Origin of the sequence: Mesorhizobium sp. M1406 (assembly GCF_040317555.1) — a bacterium.
In the GTDB taxonomy this organism is placed as follows: domain Bacteria; phylum Pseudomonadota; class Alphaproteobacteria; order Rhizobiales; family Rhizobiaceae; genus Mesorhizobium.
In genome coordinates, this window is the sequence record NZ_JAMYKW010000001.1 from 248,525 (window position 1) to 269,523 (window position 20,999).

20 protein-coding genes and 1 tRNA gene are annotated in these 20,999 nt (G+C 63.0%); 14 read left to right on the plus strand and 7 right to left on the minus strand.

What is annotated here, in order from left to right:
• Positions 1-63: 63 nt before the first annotated feature.
• From NKH03_RS01270 to tkt, 3 genes are all read right to left on the minus strand, one after another.
• Complete coding sequence (locus NKH03_RS01270; RefSeq protein WP_352966785.1) at positions 64-1,953, minus strand: potassium/proton antiporter; 1,890 nt, start codon at positions 1,951-1,953, stop codon at positions 64-66.
• A gap of 217 nt (positions 1,954-2,170) precedes the next feature.
• On the minus strand, positions 2,171-3,181 hold the full coding sequence (gene gap, locus NKH03_RS01275; protein WP_352966786.1) for a type I glyceraldehyde-3-phosphate dehydrogenase: 1,011 nt from the start codon (positions 3,179-3,181) through the stop codon (positions 2,171-2,173).
• A gap of 153 nt (positions 3,182-3,334) precedes the next feature.
• Positions 3,335-5,326, minus strand: a complete 1,992-nt coding sequence (gene tkt / locus NKH03_RS01280) for a transketolase (protein ID WP_352966787.1) — start codon at positions 5,324-5,326, stop codon at positions 3,335-3,337.
• Between the two features lie 263 nt (positions 5,327-5,589).
• Here tkt and NKH03_RS01285 point away from each other — a divergent pair, with 263 nt between their 5' ends.
• From NKH03_RS01285 to NKH03_RS01300, 4 genes are all read left to right on the plus strand, one after another.
• Complete coding sequence (locus NKH03_RS01285; RefSeq protein WP_013529251.1) at positions 5,590-5,862, plus strand: DUF4164 domain-containing protein; 273 nt, start codon at positions 5,590-5,592, stop codon at positions 5,860-5,862.
• Positions 5,863-5,882: 20 nt separating this feature from the next.
• A complete protein-coding gene (locus NKH03_RS01290) occupies positions 5,883-6,248 on the plus strand; it encodes a cell division protein ZapA (protein WP_352871927.1) in 366 nt (121 codons plus the stop codon).
• 221 nt (positions 6,249-6,469) lie between these two features.
• Entirely contained in the window at positions 6,470-7,129 is a 660-nt protein-coding gene (locus NKH03_RS01295; RefSeq protein WP_352966789.1) for a peroxiredoxin, read from the plus strand.
• 145 nt (positions 7,130-7,274) lie between these two features.
• A complete protein-coding gene (locus NKH03_RS01300; protein WP_352878284.1) occupies positions 7,275-8,147 on the plus strand; it encodes an MBL fold metallo-hydrolase in 873 nt (290 codons plus the stop codon).
• A gap of 318 nt (positions 8,148-8,465) precedes the next feature.
• Here the strand turns inward: NKH03_RS01300 and rpoH are convergent, their stop codons facing one another.
• Together rpoH and NKH03_RS01310 are read right to left on the minus strand one after the other, a co-directional pair.
• A complete protein-coding gene (gene rpoH / locus NKH03_RS01305; RefSeq protein WP_023757412.1) occupies positions 8,466-9,377 on the minus strand; it encodes an RNA polymerase sigma factor RpoH in 912 nt (303 codons plus the stop codon).
• Between the two features lie 189 nt (positions 9,378-9,566).
• Entirely contained in the window at positions 9,567-10,607 is a 1,041-nt protein-coding gene (locus NKH03_RS01310) for an RluA family pseudouridine synthase (RefSeq protein ID WP_352966791.1), read from the minus strand.
• Between the two features lie 26 nt (positions 10,608-10,633).
• Here NKH03_RS01310 and NKH03_RS01315 point away from each other — a divergent pair, with 26 nt between their 5' ends.
• From NKH03_RS01315 to NKH03_RS01340, 6 genes are all read left to right on the plus strand, one after another.
• Positions 10,634-11,017, plus strand: a complete 384-nt coding sequence (locus NKH03_RS01315) for a fimbrial protein (protein WP_352966792.1) — start codon at positions 10,634-10,636, stop codon at positions 11,015-11,017.
• A gap of 30 nt (positions 11,018-11,047) precedes the next feature.
• Positions 11,048-11,455 carry a VOC family protein gene (locus tag NKH03_RS01320; protein WP_352871920.1) on the plus strand — a complete coding sequence of 136 codons (408 nt, stop codon included), beginning with the start codon at positions 11,048-11,050 and terminating at the stop codon, positions 11,453-11,455.
• A 90-nt stretch (positions 11,456-11,545) separates the two neighbouring features.
• Positions 11,546-11,620, plus strand: a tRNA-Glu gene (locus NKH03_RS01325).
• A 209-nt stretch (positions 11,621-11,829) separates the two neighbouring features.
• Positions 11,830-12,006 carry a Flp family type IVb pilin gene (locus tag NKH03_RS01330; RefSeq protein WP_352871918.1) on the plus strand — a complete coding sequence of 59 codons (177 nt, stop codon included), beginning with the start codon at positions 11,830-11,832 and terminating at the stop codon, positions 12,004-12,006.
• 395 nt (positions 12,007-12,401) lie between these two features.
• Positions 12,402-12,983, plus strand: coding sequence for a VOC family protein (locus NKH03_RS01335; RefSeq protein ID WP_352966793.1), 582 nt, complete (start codon positions 12,402-12,404; stop codon positions 12,981-12,983).
• A 21-nt stretch (positions 12,984-13,004) separates the two neighbouring features.
• Positions 13,005-13,814 (plus strand): glutathione S-transferase family protein, encoded by an 810-nt coding sequence (locus NKH03_RS01340; RefSeq protein WP_352966795.1) that lies wholly within the window; start codon positions 13,005-13,007, stop codon positions 13,812-13,814.
• 29 nt (positions 13,815-13,843) lie between these two features.
• Here the strand turns inward: NKH03_RS01340 and NKH03_RS01345 are convergent, their stop codons facing one another.
• Complete coding sequence (locus tag NKH03_RS01345; RefSeq protein ID WP_352966796.1) at positions 13,844-14,047, minus strand: hypothetical protein; 204 nt, start codon at positions 14,045-14,047, stop codon at positions 13,844-13,846.
• Positions 14,048-14,179: 132 nt separating this feature from the next.
• Between NKH03_RS01345 and tolA the strand changes: the two genes are divergently transcribed.
• The gene (tolA, locus tag NKH03_RS01350) at positions 14,180-14,548 is read left to right on the plus strand and encodes a cell envelope integrity protein TolA (protein ID WP_352966797.1); all 369 of its coding nucleotides are present in this window, start codon (positions 14,180-14,182) and stop codon (positions 14,546-14,548) included.
• Positions 14,549-14,600: 52 nt separating this feature from the next.
• On the opposite strand, the gene NKH03_RS01355 is transcribed toward tolA, so the two are convergent.
• Positions 14,601-14,816 (minus strand): hypothetical protein, encoded by a 216-nt coding sequence (locus tag NKH03_RS01355; RefSeq protein ID WP_352966798.1) that lies wholly within the window; start codon positions 14,814-14,816, stop codon positions 14,601-14,603.
• Positions 14,817-15,130: 314 nt separating this feature from the next.
• Here NKH03_RS01355 and NKH03_RS01360 point away from each other — a divergent pair, with 314 nt between their 5' ends.
• The 3 genes from NKH03_RS01360 (at position 15,131) to NKH03_RS01370 (ending at position 20,518) form a co-directional block, all read left to right on the plus strand.
• Complete coding sequence (locus NKH03_RS01360) at positions 15,131-15,367, plus strand: hypothetical protein (RefSeq protein WP_352871906.1); 237 nt, start codon at positions 15,131-15,133, stop codon at positions 15,365-15,367.
• Positions 15,368-15,441: 74 nt separating this feature from the next.
• Entirely contained in the window at positions 15,442-15,627 is a 186-nt protein-coding gene (locus NKH03_RS01365) for a hypothetical protein (RefSeq protein WP_352966799.1), read from the plus strand.
• A gap of 334 nt (positions 15,628-15,961) precedes the next feature.
• Positions 15,962-20,518 (plus strand): PAS domain-containing protein, encoded by a 4,557-nt coding sequence (locus tag NKH03_RS01370; protein ID WP_352966800.1) that lies wholly within the window; start codon positions 15,962-15,964, stop codon positions 20,516-20,518.
• Positions 20,519-20,999: the final 481 nt, after the last annotated feature.

Sequence of the window (20,999 nt, forward strand, 5' to 3'; positions counted from 1 at the left end):
TTTTGAAGGCGGCACGATTTTGTGCCGTGGCCGGATGAAGGGCAGCGCCGACAATCGAAGCTGTCAGTTTCCGGGCGCCGCCTTTTCGGGCGCGGGTTCCGGGGTCGGCGTCTCGTCCACCCGCGCCTCGTCCGCCCGCGTCTCGGTAGGCTTGCGCCAGTTGCGGATGAAGGCGGAGAGACGGTCGCCGATTTCGCCGGCGCTGAGGAAAACCGGCACCCGCGCCACCGGCGCGGTCGGCTCGAAGGAAAGGCCGAGGCCTGTGATCTTGCCCTTGTCGTCGACGTCGCGAACGATCAGTTCGATCGGGCCGAGGAGCACTCGGTCGGCATATTCGGCATGGCCGCCGAGCCGCGCCGTGACCAGCGCGCCGACGGTCAGTTGCTGCTCCGCGTCGGTGAGGCCGGGCCCATAGGCCACTTCCAGTTCGGCGGCGGAGCGTGCCGGATCGACGGCGAAAGCGCCGAAGAAATCGGCGTCCTCGGGATCGACCACCGCGCGACTGGCGAACAGCTTGTCGAGCAGGCGCGGATAGCGATCCGGCACGAAGATGTAGACCTGGTCGCCGGCGGCGAGCCGGCCCATGTCCTGGAAGCGCATCGAGCGGCCGTCGCGCAGCACCAGCGAGGGCCGTGCCCAGCGCGGGATGCGCTCGCCGCGCGCCACCGGGCTGCCGTGTGCGACGCGATAGGCGAGAAGCTCGTGATGCGCCGAGCCCGGCAATTCCAACTCGACCTTGTCCAGCGGTCCAAGGCGCGCCGGCACGATCAGGCCGAGGCGGCGTGCCAGCGGCCCGACCGTCCAGCCCTGGATGACCAGCGACACCAGCACGATGATGAAGGCGGTGTTGAAGATGACGCGGCCGTTTTCCAGGCCGCCAAGCAGCGGGGTGATGGCGAGCAGGATCGACACCGCGCCGCGCAGGCCGACCCAGGAAACGAAGGCGACCTCGGGACGCGGCAGGCGGAATGGGACCAGGCACAGCCAGACCGCGATCGGCCGCGCGACGAACATCAGGAACAGGCCGAGCAGCACCGCCGGCACCATGATCGCCGGAAACTGCGACGGCGTCGCGAACAGGCCAAGGATGAGGAACATGATGATCTGCGCCAACCATGACATACCGTCCTGGAAGCGCTTGAGGATGGTGACGGCGCGGATGTCGGAGTTGCCGGCGATGAGGCCGGCGATATAGACCGCCAGGAAGCCCGAGCCGCCAATGGCGCCGGCGGCGGCAAACACCATCAGCGACAAGGTCAATACGAAGATCGGCAGCAGGCCGTGGTCGAGATTGAGCCGGTCGACGAGGCGTACGATGGCGAGGCCGCCGAGCACGCCGACGATGGCGCCGAGACCCATGTTGAGGAGGAAGCCGAGGAACAGGCTGGTGACCAGGACATTTGTCTCTGGGTTGGCGTGGGCTGCGATTACCTCGACCAAGGTGATGGTCAGGAAGATGGCGATCGGGTCGTTGGTGCCGGATTCCACCTCCAGCGTAGAGCGCACGCGTTCGCGCAGATTGATCTCGCCCGCGCGCAGCAGGAAGAACACGGCCGCGGCATCGGTGGAGGCGACAGCGGCGCCGAGCAGGAAGGATTCCAGCCAGGTCAGGTGGAGCAGATAGTGGGCGGCGGCGCCGAACAGGCCGGTGGTGACAAGCACGCCGAAGGTCGCCAGCGACAGGGCCGGGCCTGCCGCCTGCCGCAAGGCGTTGAGTGGCGTGCCGAAGCCGGAATCGAACAGGATGACGGCGAGCGCCAGTGAGCCGGCAAAATAGGCGATGCGGGCATTGTCGAAATGGATGCCGAGACCGTCGGTGCCGGTGGCCAGGCCAATGCAAAGAAACAGGAGCAGAAGAGGGGCGCCGAAGCGGAAGGCGATCAGGCTCGAAAAGGCGGCGGCGACGACAAGCGCTGTACCGACCAGCGTGACGAGATAGATCGCATGCTCCATCCGTGATTTGCCCCTCGAATTCCTCTTTCTCTCGCTTTACGGCAGAGTGGGGCGAAGACATGACCAGTGCAAGGCGGCGGGGTGGTTTTTTGCCTATGCCGCTGATTTTTGGATGTTTTGACGCTCAGGACACCAATTGTGAAGGCGCAAGGCGCACCCATGAAAAACGCCCGGACGAAGCCGGGCGTTTCAAGTCTCGAGAAAGAGGGGTCCGCGATCAGGCGATGGTCTTGCCGAAGGCGACTGCTGTGTCGCCCATGCGGTTGGAGAACCCCCATTCATTGTCGTACCAGGACAGCACCGAAACGAAGTTGCCGTCCATCACCTTTGTCTGGTCGAGCGCCACGATCGAGGAACGCGGATCGTGATTGAAGTCGATCGAGACATTCGGGTGATGGGTGACGCCGAGGATGCCCTTGAGCTTGCCGTTGGAGGCGGCGATCACCGCGTCGTTGATCTCCTGCACCGTGGTCGCACGCTTGGCGATGAACTTGAAATCGACGACCGAGACGTTCGGGGTCGGCACGCGGATCGAGATGCCGTCGAGCTTGCCCTTGAGGTCCGGGAGCACCAGGCCGATCGCCTTGGCGGCACCCGTCGAGGTCGGGATCTGCGACAGCGCGGCGGCACGGCCGCGGTAGAGATCCTTGTGCATGGTGTCCAGCGTCGGCTGGTCGCCGGTATAGGAATGGATGGTCGTCATCATGCCTTTTTCGATGCCGACCGTCTCGTGCAGCACGGCGGCCAGCGGCGCCAGGCAGTTGGTGGTGCACGACGCATTCGAGATGATGATGTGGTCCTTGGTCAACTGGTCGTGGTTGATGCCGTAGACCACGGTGAGGTCGGCGCCGTCAGCGGGCGCCGAGACCAGCACGCGCTTGGCGCCGGCGGTCAGGTGCGCGGCGGCCTTGTCGCGGGCGGTGAAGATGCCGGTGCATTCGAGCGCGATGTCGATGCCGAGTTCCTTCCACGGCAGCTGCGTCGGATCCTTGATCGCGGTGACCTTGAACGCCTCCTTGCCGACGGTGATCTGGTCGCCGGACACCGAGACTTCATGCGGGAAACGGCCGTGCACGCTGTCGTAGCGCAGGAGGTGCGCGTTGGTCTCGACCGGGCCGAGATCGTTGACGGCGACGACGTCGATGTCCTTGCGGCCGGATTCATGGATGGCGCGCAGGATGTTACGGCCGATGCGGCCGAATCCGTTGATGGCAACTCTGACGGTCATTATTCTCTCCCTGGGAGCTGGACGGCAGACAATGGGTCCGCGGTTTCATAGCGGCGGAAGCGGAAAGAATCCAGCCGCGGCGACGTGGATTTAAATCGATTAGGTTGGGCCAGCCCGGCGAAACCGCATTGCGCGATTTCGCCGGCTTTGAACCTAATTGGCATGCAGGCGGGCTTCCGCCGCCTTGGCCGCAGCTTCGGCGGTGATGCCAAAATGCGGATAAAGCTGTTCGATGGTGCCCGAAGCGCCGAAGCCGGTCATGCCGATGAAGATGCCGTCGGAGCCGACCAGATGATCCCAGCCCTGGCGGATGCCGGCTTCGATCGCCATCTTGATCGGTGCGTTGCCGATCGTCTTCTTGCGATAGTCGGCGCTCTGCTGGTCGAACAGTTCGAAGCAAGGCACCGAGACGACGCGGGTGGGATGGCCATGCTTTTCCAGCAGGTCGCGGGCGCCGAGCGCGATCTCGACCTCGGAGCCGGTGGCGAAGATCGTCACCGCCGCCTCGCCGCTGGCCGCGGCCAGTTCATAGGCGCCCTGGCTGCTGAGATTCTCAGCGACAAATTCGTTGCGCACCGTCGGCAGGTTCTGGCGGGTCAGCGCCAGCGTCGACGGCGTCTTTTCCGATGCAAGGGCGATCTGCCAGCACTCGGCGGTTTCCACCGCGTCGGCCGGGCGGAAGACATTGTGGTTGGGGATGGCGCGCAATGCGGCCAGATGCTCGACCGGCTGGTGGGTCGGGCCGTCTTCGCCCAGACCGATGGAATCATGGGTCATGACGAAGATCGAGCGGATGCCCATCAGCGATGCCAGCCGCATCGACGGACGGGCATAGTCGGAGAAGCACAGGAAGGTGCCGCCATAGGCGATGAGGCCGCCATGCAGCGTCAGGCCGTTGATCGCGGCCGCCATGCCGTGCTCCCGGACGCCGTAGTGGACATAGCGCTGGCCATAATCGTCCGACGTGATGTTCTTAGTCTGGCTGGTCTTGGTGTTGTTGGAGCCGGTCAGGTCGGCGGAACCGCCGATGGTCTCGGGCACGGCGCCGTTGATGACTTCCAGCGCCATCTCGGACGATTTGCGGGTGGCGACCTTCGGCTTGTCGGCGGCGAGCTTCTTCTTGTAGTCGGCAATGACGGCGTCGAAATTGGATGGCAGCTTGCCATCGATTCGGCGTTCGAACTCGGCCTTCAGCTTTGCGTCGGCCTTGGCCAGGCGGCCTTCCCAGTCGGTGCGCGCCTTGACGCCGGCCTTGCCGGCGGTGCGCCAGGCGTCGAGGATGTCGGCCGGGATATCGAAAGGCGGCGAATCCCAGTTGAAGAACTTCCGCGCGCCGGCGATCTCTTCGGCGCCGAGCGGCGAACCGTGCGCCTTGTTGGTGCCGGCCTTGGTTGGCGCACCGAAGCCGATGGTCGTCTTGCAGGCGATCATCGTCGGCTTGTCGGAATGACGGGCGGCTTCGATGGCATAGGCGATGGCTTCCGGATCGGTGCCGTCGATATGGCTGGCATTCCAGCCGGAGGCTTGGAAGCGGGCGACCTGATCGGTGTTGTCGGACAGCGACACCGGACCGTCGATCGAGATGTTGTTGTTGTCCCAGAAGACGATCAGCTTGTTGAGCTTGAGGTGGCCGGCAAGCGCGATGGCTTCCTGGGACACACCTTCCATCAGGCAGCCGTCGCCGGCCAGCACATAGGTGTAGTGATCGACGAGGTCGTTGCCGAAGGCGGCGTTCATGATGCGCTCGCCGAGCGCGAAGCCGACCGAATTGGCGAGACCTTGGCCAAGCGGGCCGGTCGTCGTCTCGATGCCGGCGGCATGGCCGTATTCGGGGTGTCCGGCGGTCTTCGATCCCAACTGGCGGAAGTGCTTGATCTGGTCGATGGTCATGTCTTCGTAGCCGGTCAGATGCAGCAGTGAATAGAGCAGCATCGAGCCATGGCCGGCCGACAGGATGAAACGGTCGCGGTCGGCCCAGTGCGGGGCCTTGGGATCATATTTCAGGAAGCGCGTGAACAGTACCGTGGCGATGTCGGCGCAGCCCATGGGCAGGCCGGGATGGCCGGAATTCGCCTTCTCGACGGCGTCCATGGAGAGAAAGCGGATCGCATTGGCCATCCGGTCATGTTGTTCACGCGACGTCATGGTTCCTCCAGAAGTGGGGGTTTGGGGGCTTGGGAGAGCCCTTGAAAAGGGTGCGCGACACATAGCAGGCGCGCGCTTTTAGTCAACAAATCGGGTGCACATTTGCCGGCCTTGTGATGCCGGCGGCGGGTCTACATTAGCGTTAGCAGGGGACAGTCGCGAGAGCTTTGTTGACGTTGCCTTCACCCGGTGCCTAATGTTTCCTGGATAACGCGTTCTGAACGCGAACGATTCGGTGATGGGCAGGGCACAGGACGAAGGCCATGACCGGGGAAGCCACACTCAAGGAAGTTATCGCCAGGCTGGGCAAGGCCATCGAGGGGCTGGAAAACGCCGTCGCGGCTAAGCTCGAGCATGAACGCGATTACTCGGAAGCCGAGGCCGAGGTGCAGCGGATGAATGCCGACCGTTCCCGGCTGGCGCAGGAACTCGACAATTCCGAAGCGCGCGCCGAACGGCTGGAAGACGCCAACAAGGAAGTCTCGCGACGGCTGGTGACCGCCATGGAAACCATCCGCGCTGTGTTGGACAGGTAGGGGGCTGGACAGGTAGGCTCATGGCTCAAGTCACGGTTTCCATCGACGGCAAACAGTATCGGATGGCCTGCGACGAAGGCCAGGAAGATCATCTGATCGACCTTGCCGAACGTTTCGACCGCTATGTCTCGCATCTGAAGGACTCCTTTGGCGAGATCGGCGACCAGCGGCTGACGGTGATGGCCGGCATCATGGTGATGGACGAACTTTCGGAACTGCAGAAACGCGTCAAGGGCATGGAGAGCGAAGTGCTGACCTTGCGCAAGACGCGCGACGATGCGCTGACCAAGGCCGACAAGAACGACAGCGTGCTGACCAACGCGCTTGGCGCGCTGGCACAGCGCATGGAAGACCTGACGGCGACCTTGGCGGTCAACAAGGCCTGAGGCAAAGCGCAGCCTTCGAGTTCAACCCCAGGCTCTCATCCGCTGGCGGTGCCGCCGGCAGCATGAAAATTCTCGCTCTGCCGCCGACAAGAGTTTGATATTATCTCGCGGTCGCAATTTTTGCGCTAAGATGCGGGGATTGCCGGAGCGTGGACATGTGATGGCGGCATGATCTGCCGCCTCTTGCTTCTAGCGGAATCTGTTTACAGGGGAGATATGCCATGAGCCTTCGTATCAATGATATCGCGCCGGACTTCACCGCCGAGACCACGCAAGGGACGATCAAGTTCCATGAATGGATTGGTGACGGCTGGGCGATCCTGTTCTCTCACCCGAAGAACTTCACGCCGGTCTGCACGACCGAGCTTGGCACGATGGCCGGGCTCGAGGGCGAGTTCAAGAAGCGCAACGTCAAGATCATCGGTATTTCGGTCGATCCGGTCGAAAGCCATGGCAAATGGCAGGACGACATCAAGACGGCGACCGGCCAAACGGTGCAGTATCCGCTGATCGGCGACAAGGATCTCAAGGTCGCCAAGCTCTACGACATGCTGCCGGGCGGAGCCGGCGAGACGTCGGAAGGTCGCACGCCCGCCGACAACGCCACGGTGCGCTCTGTCTACGTCATCGGACCGGACAAGAAGATCAAGCTGGTGCTGACCTACCCGATGACCACGGGCCGCAACTTCGACGAAATCCTGCGCGCGGTCGATTCCATGCAGCTGACCGCTAAACACCAGGTGGCGACGCCGGCGAACTGGAAGCAGGGAGAGGATGTCATCATCACCGCCGCCGTTTCCAACGAGGATGCGATCAAGCGTTTCGGCGCTTACGAGACAATCCTGCCCTATCTCAGGAAGACCAAGCAGCCGTCGGCCTAGGTTTTCTCGACCCGGTCGTTTTCGATTTTTGTCCTGTTTCTGGCAAGGCGTGCTTGACGAGCCCGCCTTGCTAGATGACCATGCTCTTAGTTCATTCCGGCAGAGAAAATCATTCCTGCCGGAGCGATGGGCAGGGGGCCGGAAATTGGACGCAGCTTTGGCCAAGCCGCTGGTCAGCGGCTTTTACGACAAGCCGACCGGAGCCATACAGTATGTCGTCGCCGACCCGGCGACGAAGCGCTGCGCCATCATCGACCCGATCCTCGATTTCGACGAAAGGTCCGGCGCGACGGCGACGAAAAGCGCCGATGCCTTGCTGGACTTCATCCGGGCAAACGGACTGGAACTCGAGTGGATCCTCGATACCCATCCGCATGCCGATCATTTCTCGGCGGCACATTATCTTCATGAGAAGACCGGCGCGCCGACGGCGATCGGCGACAGGGTCATCGAGGTCCAGAAACTGTGGAAGGCGATCTACAACTGGCCGGATTTTCCCGCCGACGGTTCGCAGTGGGACAGGCTGTTTGGCGAAGGCGATACCTTTCGGATCGGCAGCCTTCCGGTCAAGGTGCTGTTCTCGCCCGGCCATACACTGGCTTCGATCACCTACGTCGTTGGCGATGCAGCCTTCATCCACGATACGCTGTTCATACCCGACAGTGGCACGGCAAGGGCAGACTTTCCCGGTGGCAGCGCGGCGCGGCTGTGGCGCTCGATCCAGGGCATCCTGGCATTACCGGACGACACGCGCGTATTCGTTGGCCATGACTACCAGGAGGGTGGCCGCGAGCCGCGTTGGGAGAGCACTGTTGCTGAGCAAAGGGCGAAGAATGTCCACCTGGTTGCGGCGCACACCGAGGCCGAGTTCGTCGCCTTGCGGGAAGCGCGCGACAAGACATTGCCGATGCCGCGGCTGATCCTGCATGCGCTGCAGGTGAATATGAATGGCGGGCGGCTGCCGGAACCGGAGACCAACGGCCGGCGGTACCTGAAGTTTCCGCTGAATGGGCTTTGAGGAGTATTTCTGTGGCGGGCGCGGCCGGTGAAACTGCCGATCTCCCCACCTGCGGGGGAGATGCCCGGCAGGGCAGAGGGGGGTGCTGCCCCTCCGACCTGTCAGTTAATTGTGGCTATGCCTTCAGTCTTTCGGTTGGGTGACTGACGCCGAAAAGTAGCGATCCTTCACACCCCCCTCTGTCCTGCCGGACATCTCCCCCGCAAGGGGGGAGATTGGCTGTCGCCCTGGTTTTCGCCAATCGCCTGCGCAACCGTAGACACAAAAAGGCGGCGCCAGTTTCCTGGCGCCGCCTTTTTGTTTCATTACCGATCCCGGCTACGCCGCCGGCTGCGCCTCGATCGTGCGCAGCGCCTGCGTCTGGCGCTTGGCGGCGGCCTTGACGGCATCCTGCACCTTCTCGAAGGCGCGCACCTCGATCTGGCGCACGCGCTCGCGGCTGATGTCGAACTCGGACGACAGCTCTTCCAGCGTCAGCGGCTCCTCGGCGAGGCGACGGGCCTCGAAGATGCGCCGCTCGCGCTCGTTGAGCACGGCAAGGGCGCCCGACAGCATGCCGCGCCGGTTTTCCAGCTCGTCCTGCTCGATCAGCATCTCTTCCTGGCTTTCGTGGTCGTCGACCAGCCAGTCCTGCCATTCGCCGGACTCACCTTCGCTCGCCCGGATCGGGGCGTTGAGCGAGGCGTCGCCCGACAGGCGGCGGTTCATCGACACCACTTCGGCTTCGGAAACGTTCAGCCTGGTGGCGATCTCGGCGATCTGGTCGGGCTTCAAGTCGCCATCGTCGAGCGCCTGGATCTTGCCCTTCACCTTGCGCAGGTTGAAGAACAGGCGCTTCTGATTGGCGGTCGTGCCCATCTTGACCAGGCTCCACGAGCGCAGGATGTACTCCTGGATCGAGGCCTTGATCCACCACATGGCATAGGTCGCGAGGCGAAAGCCGCGCTCGGGTTCGAATTTCTTGACGGCCTGCATCAGGCCGACATTGCCTTCCGAGATCACTTCGCCGATCGGCAGGCCGTAGCCGCGATAGCCCATGGCGATCTTGGCGACGAGCCTGAGGTGGCTGGTGACCAGCTTGTGCGCAGCGGTAGTGTCTTCATGCTCGGCGTAACGCTTGGCGAGCATGTACTCTTCCTGCGGCTGCAGCATGGGAAAGCGGCGGATTTCTTCCAGGTAGCGGCTGAGGCCGCCTTCGCCGGAAACGATACTGGGTAATGACTGGGCCATGATAGCGCCCCCTCTCTATTGGAGTGATGCCCCCGAAACGCGGCGGGCATGTGACGCGAGCACCAAACGGCTCGCTCGCGACGTCAGTTGTTATACAGGAACAAACCCAGAAAAGACAGGCATTTGCTCAACACGAAACAGTGTGTCACGTTGAAGTGAACAATGCTGCTCAAGTTTTCTGGACCAGGTTCAGAGCTTGCGGAAGCCGCTTACGAGTTCCTCCATATCCCTCGGTATAGGTGCTTCGAACCTCATCGTTAGATGGGTACTCGGGTGGCGAAATGCAAGGAGCCGGGCGTGCAAAGCTTGTCGGGGAAAAGCCTTGACCTGGCTTTTCAGCGGTTCGGGCAGCCGGTTGGCCTTGGTGCGGAAGGCCTGGCCATAGTCTGGGTCCCCGATCACGGGATGGCCGATATGCGCCATGTGGACGCGGATCTGGTGGGTGCGGCCGGTCTCCAGTCGGCACTCGACCAGGCTGGCGGTCGCGAATTCCTGCTGTGTCTCGCCGAAGCGCTCCTGCACGGCAAAGTGGGTAACGGCATGGCGGGCGTCGTCGCGTCCTTCCGGCACCACGGCACGGCGCACGCGATCGGCGGCGCGGCCGAGCGGCGCATCGACCTTTCCGGTCGGCCTCTGCGGTATGCCCCAGACCAGCGCCAGATAGGCGCGTTCGAGATCGCCGGTCAGGCCGTGATCGGCGAAGGCTTCGGACAGCGACTTGTGGGCGCGGTCGGTCTTGGCGACCACCATGACGCCGCTGGTCTCCTTGTCGAGGCGGTGCACGATGCCCGGCCGGCGCACGCCGCCGATGCCGGAAAGGCTGTCACCGCAGTGATGGATCAGCGCATTGACCAGCGTGCCGGTCCAATTGCCGGCGCCGGGATGCACGACAAGCCCCGCCGGCTTGTTGATGACGATCAGCTCGTCGTCCTCATAGAGCACATCGAGCGCGATGTTCTCGCCTTGCGGCTCGGCCGGCTCCGGCTCCGGCATGGCGACCGACACGCTTTCGCCCGGCGTCATCTTGCGCTTGGTCTCGTCGACCGGTTTGCCGTTGACGCTCACCGCGCCCTGCCTGATCAGCATCTGCACGCGGCTGCGCGACATGTCCGGGCCGAGGCTTGCCGCCAGCCACTGGTCGAGGCGCTGACCGGCCGCATCCGCGCCTGCTACCAGCACGGTCGGCGCGGCCTCTATCAATTCAGGGGCCTCTTCGCTATGAGCGCTCATTGAAAAACCGTTCCGGAATGTTTGCCATGGCCCGGCCCGCTGCCGACGAAGACGAAGAAAAGCCGCTCGACCCCGAGATCGACAAGGTGCGTGGCAAGCTCATCCGCTTCATGGCCATCAATCTCGGCCTGCTTTTGCTGGCTCTTATGGTGGTGATCGCGGCGGTTGTCTACAAATCCCGCAAAGCATCTCCTGAGAACCCGCCGCTGGCTGGCGATATCCAGACCCCCGCCGGCGAACCGATCAACGGCGATATCGTGCTGCCGGTCGGTGCCAAGGTGGTCAGCCAATCGCTGTCCGGCAATCGCGTCTCCATCGATGCCGAGCTAGCCGACGGCAGCCGCACGATCTTCGTCTACGACATCGCCGAGCGCCGCCTGATCGGCCGTTTTGCGATCCGCAACAAATGAGCGGGCAGTAACGATGCGCAAGCCTCAGGCATGACCGGGTTCGCTGAACACCGCCGCGTCGCGACCGTCGCCCTGGTCGTCGCCAGCTATGACGAGGCGATCGACTGGTATGTCGATCGGCTGGGCTTTCTGCTCATCGAGGACGTCGATCTCGGCGGCGGCAAGCGCTGGGTCACGGTGGCGCCAGCCAACGGGCAAGGCGCCAGGCTGCTGCTGGCCGAGGCTTCCGACGAGGCACAGAGCAAAAGCATCGGCAACCAGACCGGCGGCCGGGTCTTCCTGTTCCTCGAAACCGACGATTTTGCCCGCGACCACGCAGCGATGCTGGAGAAGGGCGTCGAATTCCGCGAAGCGCCGCGCTTCGAGCCCTACGGTACGGTTGCCGTTTTCGCCGACCTGCACGGCAATCTCTGGGACCTGATCGAGCCGAAACGATAGGCTGACGGCCGTCTTCTCCTCGAAGCGGTAAAGCGGCCGAACCCCAGTTGCTTTTTCCCAGCCGTCAGCCTATATCGCCGGTTCTTGAACGCGCCCATCGTCTAGCGGTCAGGACACCGCCCTCTCACGGCGGGAACAGGGGTTCGATTCCCCTTGGGCGTACCAAGGAATTTCGACAAATTCGCAGAATGCCATCGCGCCATCCCGGGCGCCCACCTTGTGGCCGCAACCTTGAAGACCGCGATGGCACCCGCGGCCCCAGCCTTCATTTCATTTCTCTGGCAAATATTAACTGACTCGCAACCGAGAACCTTAACCGCCCCGCAACTCGCGGCGGTATATTAGTGTTGCCTTTATTAGCCAAGGAGATTGAAATGCGGAAAATAATCTACCGTTTCGCTCGGGACGAGTCTGGCGCGACCGCGATCGAGTATGGCCTAATCGCGGCTCTTATCGCGCTGGCGATCATCACCGGCGCCGGCGCGGTCGGCAATTCGCTCAACGGCATGTTCACGAATATAGGCACTACGGTCAACAGCAGCGGGTCGTAAGTCGGTATTCGGTTCGGCCCACCGGCCGGATTCGTCGACTTCGGCCTCCAAAAGCGTAGCGTGTACCTGCCAATATCCGGCACGGCACGCTACTTGCCGTACTGGCGACGCCTATAGCCGAGCAGACTGCGCGCTCCAGTCTCATCTTACCCACGGCCATCTGCATCGCGAAGTCCTGTAGCGATGCGTGCCGCGTATCTTCCTCGCCGCGCAAGTGCCTGACACAGCCAACCGATCTCGGCTTTACCCCCTTGCGTCGCCGCTTTCGTCGCTTCTGGCGCGGCGGGGCCGATTGCATTAGCATCCCTTCATGGATTCCGAGGCTCAAGCGGCGCGCAGAGCGCGGGGTGCCGGGCAGATCCGGGCGGACAGTTGATGCCATGGGGAGAAGGCCAATGCAGAAACTGCAATCGCAGGGCGTCCATCACATCACGCTGGTCGGCGCTGGGCGCCAGACCTCGATCGATTTCTGGGAAGGCGTGCTCGGCATGCCATTCATCTTCGAGCAGCCGAACCTCGACAAGGCGAGCGAAAGCCACCTCTATTTCGATCCGGGCGACGGAAGGCTGATCACTATCTTCACCGACGAGAGCCGCACGCCGGAGAAACGGCGCACGCCGACCGATCCGGGTTGCGTCCACCACATCGCTTTTTCGGTGTCGCGCGTCACCTTCCTGCAGGCGGTCGCACGCCTCGACGAGCGCGCCATCAAGCACAGCGGCGTCAAGGATCGCGGCTTCATGGATTCGATCTATTTCGAGGATCCGCTCGGCCTGCTGATCGAACTCGCCTCCTACCGCTTCGAGCCGCCGGCGGGCTTCACCCATGCGGACGTGCTGATGGAAGCGCACACGCTGCGTGTCGCGCGCGGCGACTACAACATCGCGGAAGTGCACCTCGCCGATGCGATCCAGACGCTCGTCGAGCGTTCCCGCGCAACCTTGTCGGACGACCGGGCACCGAAGAACCCATACTGAACAGACCAGAGGGAGGAACACATGGCCAAGACAGCGACGAAGAGTGCGAAGAAATCCGCGGCCAAAGCAGCCGCCAAGCCCGCCACGAAGGCGACGGCAAAAGCCGCGCCTAGGGCCAAGGCGAAGCCGGCGAAGAGGCCTGGCGTGAAGCTCAGCATGCTGAAGCCCAGCGTCAACAACATGACGGTTCGGGTGTTCGCGCGCGCGGCCGGGCTGGATGCCGCCGAGACCGATGCCTGGGGCCACACCCGCTCACCGGAATTCATGGCGCGCAACCCGGCCCATTTGACGCCGATGATCGAGGACAAGGGTCTTCCCAGAGGCGTGTTGTGGGAAAGCTGTGCCATCATGCAATACCTCTCCAACAAGCACGGCCTGGAGAAATTCTATCCGAAGGCGCCAGCCAAGCGGGCGATGATCGACAGCGCCATGTTCTACCTGGTCGGTACGCTCTACCCCTATGTGGCGCGCGCCACTTATCCGTTCCTCGGTTTTCCGCAATATGCCGGCGAGGTCGGCCACAGCGACGCCCATCCAGACAAGAAGTCCGAAGCCCAGAAGGCCGCGATGGCCGCGATCGCCGAGCCGCTGGAGGTCTTCCACAGCTTCTTCAGGGACGGCAAGCCGTTCATCGGCGGCAAGAACCCGTCCATCGCCGACATCCGTCTGGCGGCGACGCTCGAATTCCTGGCCGTCATCGACTATGTCCTGCCCAAATGGGCGAAGGACTATGTGGCAGCGGTCGAGAAGAAGCTCGGCAAGGCGTATAGCGAGCCGGCCGGCGACGTGCGCGGCTACATCGCCTATGTGAAGTCGCAGGCCAAGGCCTGAGCTTAAGGACTCGTTAACCAAAGCCCTGTCTACTGCCGGTAATTCGCTTTCGGCCCGCGACCACGGATGTACTGGCGCAGAACGTCGTAGCGATAGGAAAGGTCGGCGCCATGCCGGCCTTTTTGCTTTTCGCGCGCCATCTCCTTGTTTGACGCAATTCCGGGACGGAAAACCGTTTCACACTTTTCCTGGCATTGTGCTATCCGGACATGATCGAGCAGCGATCGGGCCACGCAAGCCGCGTCCGGTGTCGCTTTTTCGGCGTCATCTTTGCCGGGAGATATTGTCATTGCCGGCGTCGGCCCTACCATCCATTTCGGCAGTCCGGCATGGATTGTCGGTCAGGCGTGAGATGAGGGCTGGCGATGAAAAGCGTTGCGAGGCGGGTCGCGGTTGCGGGCGTGATGCTGGCGAGCGCCGTTTATCCTTCGAATGCGGCTGAACTCAACACCATGAACGATGTCGGGGCCGCCATCCAGGCATGCTGGACGCCACCGGCGGACGCCGGAACCGCCAGCGTGACCTTGAGCTTCAGCTTCAGGCGGGACGGCACGCTGATCGGTCCACCGAGGCCGACGGCCATCAAGGTGGATGGCGATGCCAACGCAAAGAAATCGTTTGTCGAGGCAGCAACAACGGCCTTGCGGAAATGTCTGCCGCTGACCTTTTCGCCGAAGCTGGCGCAAGGCATCGCTGGCAACGTGTTCACGTTGCAGTTCGCCTCTCCGGAGTAAGCCCGTAAGCAGTGCAAGTCACTGTCCGCAGCCGTGCGCACGGCTCGTCGGCTCAGCGGTGGCCGCGCCTTGCCTCGGCATGCCGGGCAAGGTCGGGCGTCTCGAAGACATAGTCGTTCCAGGCCGATTCCGGCACCTGGCCGGCCAGATAGCATTCCAACAACAGGCTTTGCTCGGGGTCGAGAGGCCTTGGCGCGCGCTCGTGATCCAGTCCCAGTGAGTGAAACAGGTTTCTTGTCAGGTCCGAGACCGTGAAGTGGATCGACATCTGCGTTCTCCTTGGCCACTGAACGCCGAAGACGGGGCAAAGGTTTCAAAGGCGCCCGGCGGCAACGGATATCACGGGTTCGTCGCGCCGCAGGCCTTCGACGATCATTGCCACCCTACACGTGAGGCGACGCCAGCCTTGAAACCGATCAGATGGCCGCGCTCGACACGCGCAAGCCGGTACACCGAAGTGCCGGCGGCCGCGATGAATTTCAAGGCATGCGACTGTCAAAATCTATTGCAGCGAACCCTCTTGCGATCCGGAACAGAGAGGCGTTCACGGCGTTGTGATCGACATCAGCCAGGAGAAACGCCATGGCTACGTTCAGGGAAATGCGGGTGCTGGAGATCGTCGAAGACGACTCCCTGACCACCGAACAGAAAATCGCTGAACTGCGCGAGATCGAATCCGAGGCGCGCGGGCTGCAGCGGGCGGCCTCGGAGAGCCCGATGGACGACGATGACGGCTGGCAGGACGATTTGCGTCAGGTTCGTCTTGCACTCGACAAGCTCGGCGCGAAACAGCCGAAAAAGGGCGCAGCTTCGCTGTGAGGGCAGTTCACCGAAGCTATTTGCCGATCGCTTCTCGTTTGACCGCGATCTAGTCGCAAACCATGCGAGCTCTCTTGCCTGGTTCGCTGACGTTCCTGCATACCAGCGGCTTCGCCGGGGCGGATAGAGAGGCTGACGCGGGCAGCCTCGTCTGGTGCCGTCTCGGCGCGGCATGCGTCATCACTTTGCTGTCGGAAAATCGCCTCGGCGGTTGTGGCGCCACCGGAAAGGCACTGTTCTCGACCTCGGAAGGCCCGTAGTCGACATTCGGGGGTGGCCGGTCCCAGAACCGCCGGACATCGAGCGGCCTCGGGATGACGACGGTGCCGTCATAACTGCGCGAGCAGCCGCTGCCCAAAAGCAGCGCCAGCCCCATGAAAAAAGGCACGATCCGTCCAGACATCAGCATTACCCCTGCCAGCGCTTATATAGCGGCTTCGGTCCCGCCGACAACCGGGCGGAACAACGCAGCTCGTGCCGGTCAATTTGTCCGCCGAGTCCGTTATGGTTAGCGGATCGTTAATGCTTCTCGGGCACATTCCGCCGACGAACCGCGAAGGAGGGTTCGGCCTTGGTTTTCGGGGTGGGGACGGCATGGCGGAAGCGGACGAAACAATCGGCGCGCGCGGCAAGCGCGGGCCTCGCAAATCGACAATGCATGGCGACGATACATCATCGTCCGCCACAGGTAGGGGGTCGGTCCATGCGCTTCGCCAACTGGTCGAAGCCGGAGCGGACTGGGTCTGGGAGACCGACGCCGAACTGCGCTTCTCCTGGCTTTCGCAAAACTACCAGGCAGCCACCGGCATCGATCCGGCAAAAGTGCTTGGCCGGTTCCGCTTCGACTTCCTCAACCAGGTCCTGAACGGCGACCGCAGCGGTGCCGCGCATCTGGAGGATCTGCAGGCGCACCGGCCGTTTCGCGACTTCGTCTATGAACTGAAAGGTGGTAGCGCCGATTGCCGCTGGGTTTTGACATCGGGCTTTCCAAGGTTCGACGACGAGGGAAAATTCGCCGGTTATCGCGGTGTCGGCTGCAACATCACGGCACTGGCCGGCGCCTTCCAAACCCCGAGGCAGGAATCATCGGCGGTCGGCGAACCCGACCAGCATCTGGTCGATCTCGAGCGGACGATGGACGCCATGCACATGGGCGTCGTGCTTCTCGATGCCAGGTTCGACACGCTGATCGTCAACAAGGCCTATCGCGAGCTTTCCAGGATTCCGGACGGCACTGTCACCGTCGGCGCTCCGTTCAGCCTGTTGATGGAACTCAACCGCCGCAACGGCATCTATGGCGACATCGACGAACAGCAATGGCAGCGCTATCTCGCCACCCGCATCGAGGAAATTCGCGCCGGCTCCGTCGCGCCGCGCGAGTTTCTCCACGCCGACGGCAGGACCATGATGTTCTCGGTGACGGCGCTGTCCGGAGGCAAGCGGCTGTTGACCTACTATGAGGTCACCGAGATCAAGCATCGCGATGCCGAGATCGAGAACGCCAACGCCAAAATCGCCGAGACCTTCGCCAATCTCCGCATCATGGTCGACCAGATGCCGATCGGTGTCCTCGTCCTCGACGCCGATATGCGCGCCGAAGTCATCAACCGTGCCTTCTACGATTTCTGGCAGATCGACGCCCGGCGCGCCGAGATCGGCTGCAGCTTCCGCGATCTGATGGATGCCAGCCGCGACATCGACCCGTTTGGTTCCGACGACGCGACATGGCAGCGGCATATCGCCGAGCGCGAGGCGGAAATCAGGGCCGGCACCGCCGGATCGCGGCAGTTCCCGCGCAATGACGGCCGCACGCTGATATCGTCGATGGCGCCGCTGGCCGGCGGCAAGCGGCTGATCTCCTATGTCGACGTCACCGACATGAAGGACCGCGAGGCCGACCTTGCCGACGCGCTGGAGAAAGCGCGACTGGCGGAAGCGGTGATCAACGCGGTCAAGGATCCGATCTTCGTCAAGGACGACCATCTGCGCTTCGTCTTCGTCAACGAGGCGTTCGCCGCCTTGTTCGGCCAGACGCCGCAAGCCATGCTCGGCAAACCCGGCGGCGATTTCCTGCCGACGAACGCCGTCGCGCTTTTCGAGCAGAGCGAACGGGACGTGCTTGCCAGCGGACGCCCGTACGAAGTGGAAGAAAATTTCGAGGCCGATGGCGCCAGCCGTTCGCGCATCGTCAGGAAGAGCCGCGTCGGCATGCCCAGCGGCCGCAATTACGTTGCCGGTTTCCTGTTCGACATTTCCGACATGAAGCGCCGCGAGACCGAGGCGCAGGATGCGCGCAAGCATCTCGCCAGCGTGCTGGAATCCTTGCCGGCCGCCGTGATCATCTACGATCGCGACGACAGGTTCGTTTTCGCCAACCGCAAGATCCAGGACACGCTGCCGGCCTTGAAGCCGGCATGGCAGCCCGGCTGTACATTCCGCGAGGCGCTCGTCCTCGGCCATGCGAACGGCTATTTCCGCAACAGTGGCGATCCGCAAGTCGACCAGCTCTACGACAGCGACCATGATCGCTGGCTGGACGCGATCCTCGCCCGCTACCGCTTGCCCAATTCCTCCTACGAGCGTCACAACCCCGATGGCCGCTGGTATCAGGTCTATGACATGCGGACCGACGATGGCACCTTCATCGGTGTTCGCGTCGACATCTCCGAGATCAAGAGCCGCGAGGCGGCGTTGCGCGACTCGATGCGCCAGATCGATCTGTTCCGGCATGTGCTGGACGAATTGCCGGTCGCCGCCTTCATCAAGGCGCAGGACCTGAGCATCGAGTTCGTCAACAAAGCCTGGTGCGCGATCACGGGCTTGGGCAAGGAGGATGTCATCGGCCGCACCGACCGCCAGCTGTTCGGTGCGCAGGACGCCGATGGCTACAGCGATGACGATGCACAAGTCGCGGTGACCGGCGCCGTCAAGGAGGTCGAGGAACCCGTCACCCATCGCGACGGCACGGTTCGGCAATTGATGACGCGCAAGAGCCGCCTGGTGGCGCTGGACGGATCCGTGCATCTGGTCGGTTCGAGCACCGACATCACCGACGTCAAGGCGCGCGAGCGCGCGCTGGAAGAGAGCATGCGCGAGAACGAGGTGTTCCGCAGCCTGATCGACAACGTACCTGTGTCGATCTACGCCAAGCGCTCCGACCTCAGGCAGTTCTACGTCAACAAGGGCTGGAGCGATCTCACCGGCTTCGGCAAGGACGAGGCGATCGGCAAGACCGACATCGAAATCTTCGGGCCTGATGGCGAAGCCTTCGTCGACAGCGACCTTGCGGTACTGCGCACCGGTGAAACGCAAGAGGTCGAAGAGACCGTTACGGCGGCCGACGGCAGCGTCAGGCACCAATTCGCCCGCAAGGGCGCGATGATCGCATCCGACGGTTCGCTCTATTTGATCGGCTCGACCACCGACATCACCGAGCTGAAGACGCGCGAGGCCGAACTGCGCGAGGCGCGGCAGCGCGCCATTCTCGCCGACCGCGCCAAGTCGGAATTCCTCGCCAATATGAGCCACGAGATCCGTACGCCGATGAACGGCGTGCTCGGCATGGCCGAACTGCTTGCCAAATCGGATCTCGACCCGAAGCAGAAGACATTTACCGACATCATCGTGAAATCGGGCAACGCGCTGCTCACCATCATCAACGACATCCTGGATTTCTCCAAGATCGACGCCGGTCAGCTGGTGCTCGATCCGGCGCCCTTCAATCTTGCCGAGGCGATCGAGGATGTGGCGACGCTGGTGTCGACACGGGCCAAGGAAAAGGATCTCGAGCTCATCGTGCGCGTTGAGCCTCGTCTCGAGAGCTTGTTCGTCGGCGATGTGGGCCGCATCAGGCAGATCGTCACCAACCTGCTCGGCAATGCGGTGAAATTCACCGATGAAGGCCATGTGCTGGTCGATGTCACCGGCGAGAGGGTTGCGATCGGAACAAAGCTCACCATCTCGGTCACCGATACGGGCATAGGTATCCCCGAGGAAAAACTGAAACTCGTGTTCGAGAAGTTCAGCCAGGTCGACACCTCATCGACGCGGCGGCACGAGGGAACCGGCCTCGGCCTCGCCATCACCTCGCGACTCGTCGAGCTGATGGGCGGCGACATCGGTGTCGAGAGCGCCGAAGGCAAGGGCTCGACCTTCTGGTTCGCGGTCACGCTGCCCAGCGCCGGAGAGCAGAACGGGCAGCGCATCATGCCGATCGACGTGACCGGCGCGCGCGTGCTGATCGTCGACGACAATGCCGTCAACAGGGCCATCCTGACCGAACAGATGACATCGTGGACGTTCGATTCCTGCGCGGCCGAAAGCGGCGCCGAGGGCCTCAAAGTGCTGATCGCCGCCGCCGCCTATGGCGTGCCGGTCGATTGCGTCGTGCTCGACTACCAGATGCCTGAGATGAGCGGCGCCGAAATGGCGCGGATCGTGCGCAACACCGCCGGCCTTGCCCGCACACCGATCATCATGCTGACCTCGGTCGACCAGTCGCTCGCCAACACCAGCTATCGCGATCTCGGCATCGATGCCCAGCTGATCAAGCCGGCGCGCTCATCGGTGCTGCTGGAAACGTTGGTCGCCACCATCCAGCGGCATCGCCACAACACGAGCGGCGGCGACGACCTGCCGCTCGCAGGCACCGTCCCTGTAGCGCGGCCACAGCCGTCGGCGCCGGCGGAACAGCGGGCGCTGCTGCAGCCGCCTTCGATTCGCCCACGGCCAGCCACGACGGGTGGCGACGACAGGCTGGACATACTGGTGGCCGAGGACAATGAGGTGAACCAGATAGTGTTCACCCAGATTCTCGGCGAGACCGGTTTTGGTTTCGAGATCGTCGGCAATGGCCGCAAGGCGCTCGACGCCTTCGGCCGGCTCAATCCGTGCATGATCCTGATGGATGTCTCGATGCCGGAGATGAACGGGCTGGAGGCAACCGCCGCCATTCGTCGGCTGGAGGAAGAAACCGGCACGCATGTGCCGATCGTCGGCGTCACCGCGCATGCGCTGAAAGGCGATCGCGAGCGCTGCCTGGAGGCCGGCATGGACGACTATCTGCCCAAGCCGATCAGCCCCAGGGCCCTGCTCGAGAAGGTCGAGCGCTGGATCGGCGCCAGCCGTCAGGCTCAGCGCAACGCCGGGTAAGGGGTTCCCGCCGCACCGGTTCGCGAGAAGCCAAGCAAAGATTCGCGACGCGTCCCGCGCGCAGCACTATGGCGCGATCGCACCATATCAAAACTGTGCCTGATCAAGACAATGGCCGTATTCGAATTCCGCTCTTCCCAGTTACGGGCGGGAGCAGCGACCGCCGGCATGAGACAGCGTCAACCTACCCCAACGGACCTGTTTTCGGCGATGGCCCGGCCACGACACCGTGGCCGAGAGCAACGCGCTCCCGTCCGGCTTTTCTTTATAAAGCCCTGCTGATCTCAAATCGCCGGCCAGCCTCGGGCCTAAACGTCGCAAGTCCCTGATTCCGGGGACAAAGCCGGGCTCCATCGGGAGTGCTGGCCAGTCCACAATTTGTTCGTCCCGATCATGCGTTACCGGGGTGACATCAAACTGTCATGCGACTGTAATAATCGAAGGCTATTGGCCTCAGCGGGCGCCGAGAGCAATGGCGCCG

Bases quoted from the DNA above. Each gene is read 5' to 3' on its own strand.
- NKH03_RS01270 (WP_352966785.1), bottom strand. From the start codon at position 1,953: ATGGAGCATGCGATCTATCTCGTCACGCTGGTCGGTACAGCGCTTGTC.
- gap (WP_352966786.1), bottom strand. From the start codon at position 3,181: ATGACCGTCAGAGTTGCCATCAACGGATTCGGCCGCATCGGCCGTAAC.
- tkt (WP_352966787.1), bottom strand. From the start codon at position 5,326: ATGACGTCGCGTGAACAACATGACCGGATGGCCAATGCGATCCGCTTT.
- NKH03_RS01285 (WP_013529251.1), top strand. From the start codon at position 5,590: ATGACCGGGGAAGCCACACTCAAGGAAGTTATCGCCAGGCTGGGCAAG.
- NKH03_RS01290 (WP_352871927.1), top strand. From the start codon at position 5,883: ATGGCTCAAGTCACGGTTTCCATCGACGGCAAACAGTATCGGATGGCC.
- NKH03_RS01295 (WP_352966789.1), top strand. From the start codon at position 6,470: ATGAGCCTTCGTATCAATGATATCGCGCCGGACTTCACCGCCGAGACC.
- rpoH (WP_023757412.1), bottom strand. From the start codon at position 9,377: ATGGCCCAGTCATTACCCAGTATCGTTTCCGGCGAAGGCGGCCTCAGC.
- NKH03_RS01310 (WP_352966791.1), bottom strand. From the start codon at position 10,607: ATGAGCGCTCATAGCGAAGAGGCCCCTGAATTGATAGAGGCCGCGCCG.
- NKH03_RS01315 (WP_352966792.1), top strand. From the start codon at position 10,634: ATGGCCCGGCCCGCTGCCGACGAAGACGAAGAAAAGCCGCTCGACCCC.
- NKH03_RS01320 (WP_352871920.1), top strand. From the start codon at position 11,048: ATGACCGGGTTCGCTGAACACCGCCGCGTCGCGACCGTCGCCCTGGTC.
- NKH03_RS01330 (WP_352871918.1), top strand. From the start codon at position 11,830: ATGCGGAAAATAATCTACCGTTTCGCTCGGGACGAGTCTGGCGCGACC.
- NKH03_RS01335 (WP_352966793.1), top strand. From the start codon at position 12,402: ATGCAGAAACTGCAATCGCAGGGCGTCCATCACATCACGCTGGTCGGC.
- NKH03_RS01340 (WP_352966795.1), top strand. From the start codon at position 13,005: ATGGCCAAGACAGCGACGAAGAGTGCGAAGAAATCCGCGGCCAAAGCA.
- tolA (WP_352966797.1), top strand. From the start codon at position 14,180: ATGAAAAGCGTTGCGAGGCGGGTCGCGGTTGCGGGCGTGATGCTGGCG.
- NKH03_RS01355 (WP_352966798.1), bottom strand. From the start codon at position 14,816: ATGTCGATCCACTTCACGGTCTCGGACCTGACAAGAAACCTGTTTCAC.
- NKH03_RS01360 (WP_352871906.1), top strand. From the start codon at position 15,131: ATGGCTACGTTCAGGGAAATGCGGGTGCTGGAGATCGTCGAAGACGAC.
- NKH03_RS01370 (WP_352966800.1), top strand. From the start codon at position 15,962: ATGGCGGAAGCGGACGAAACAATCGGCGCGCGCGGCAAGCGCGGGCCT.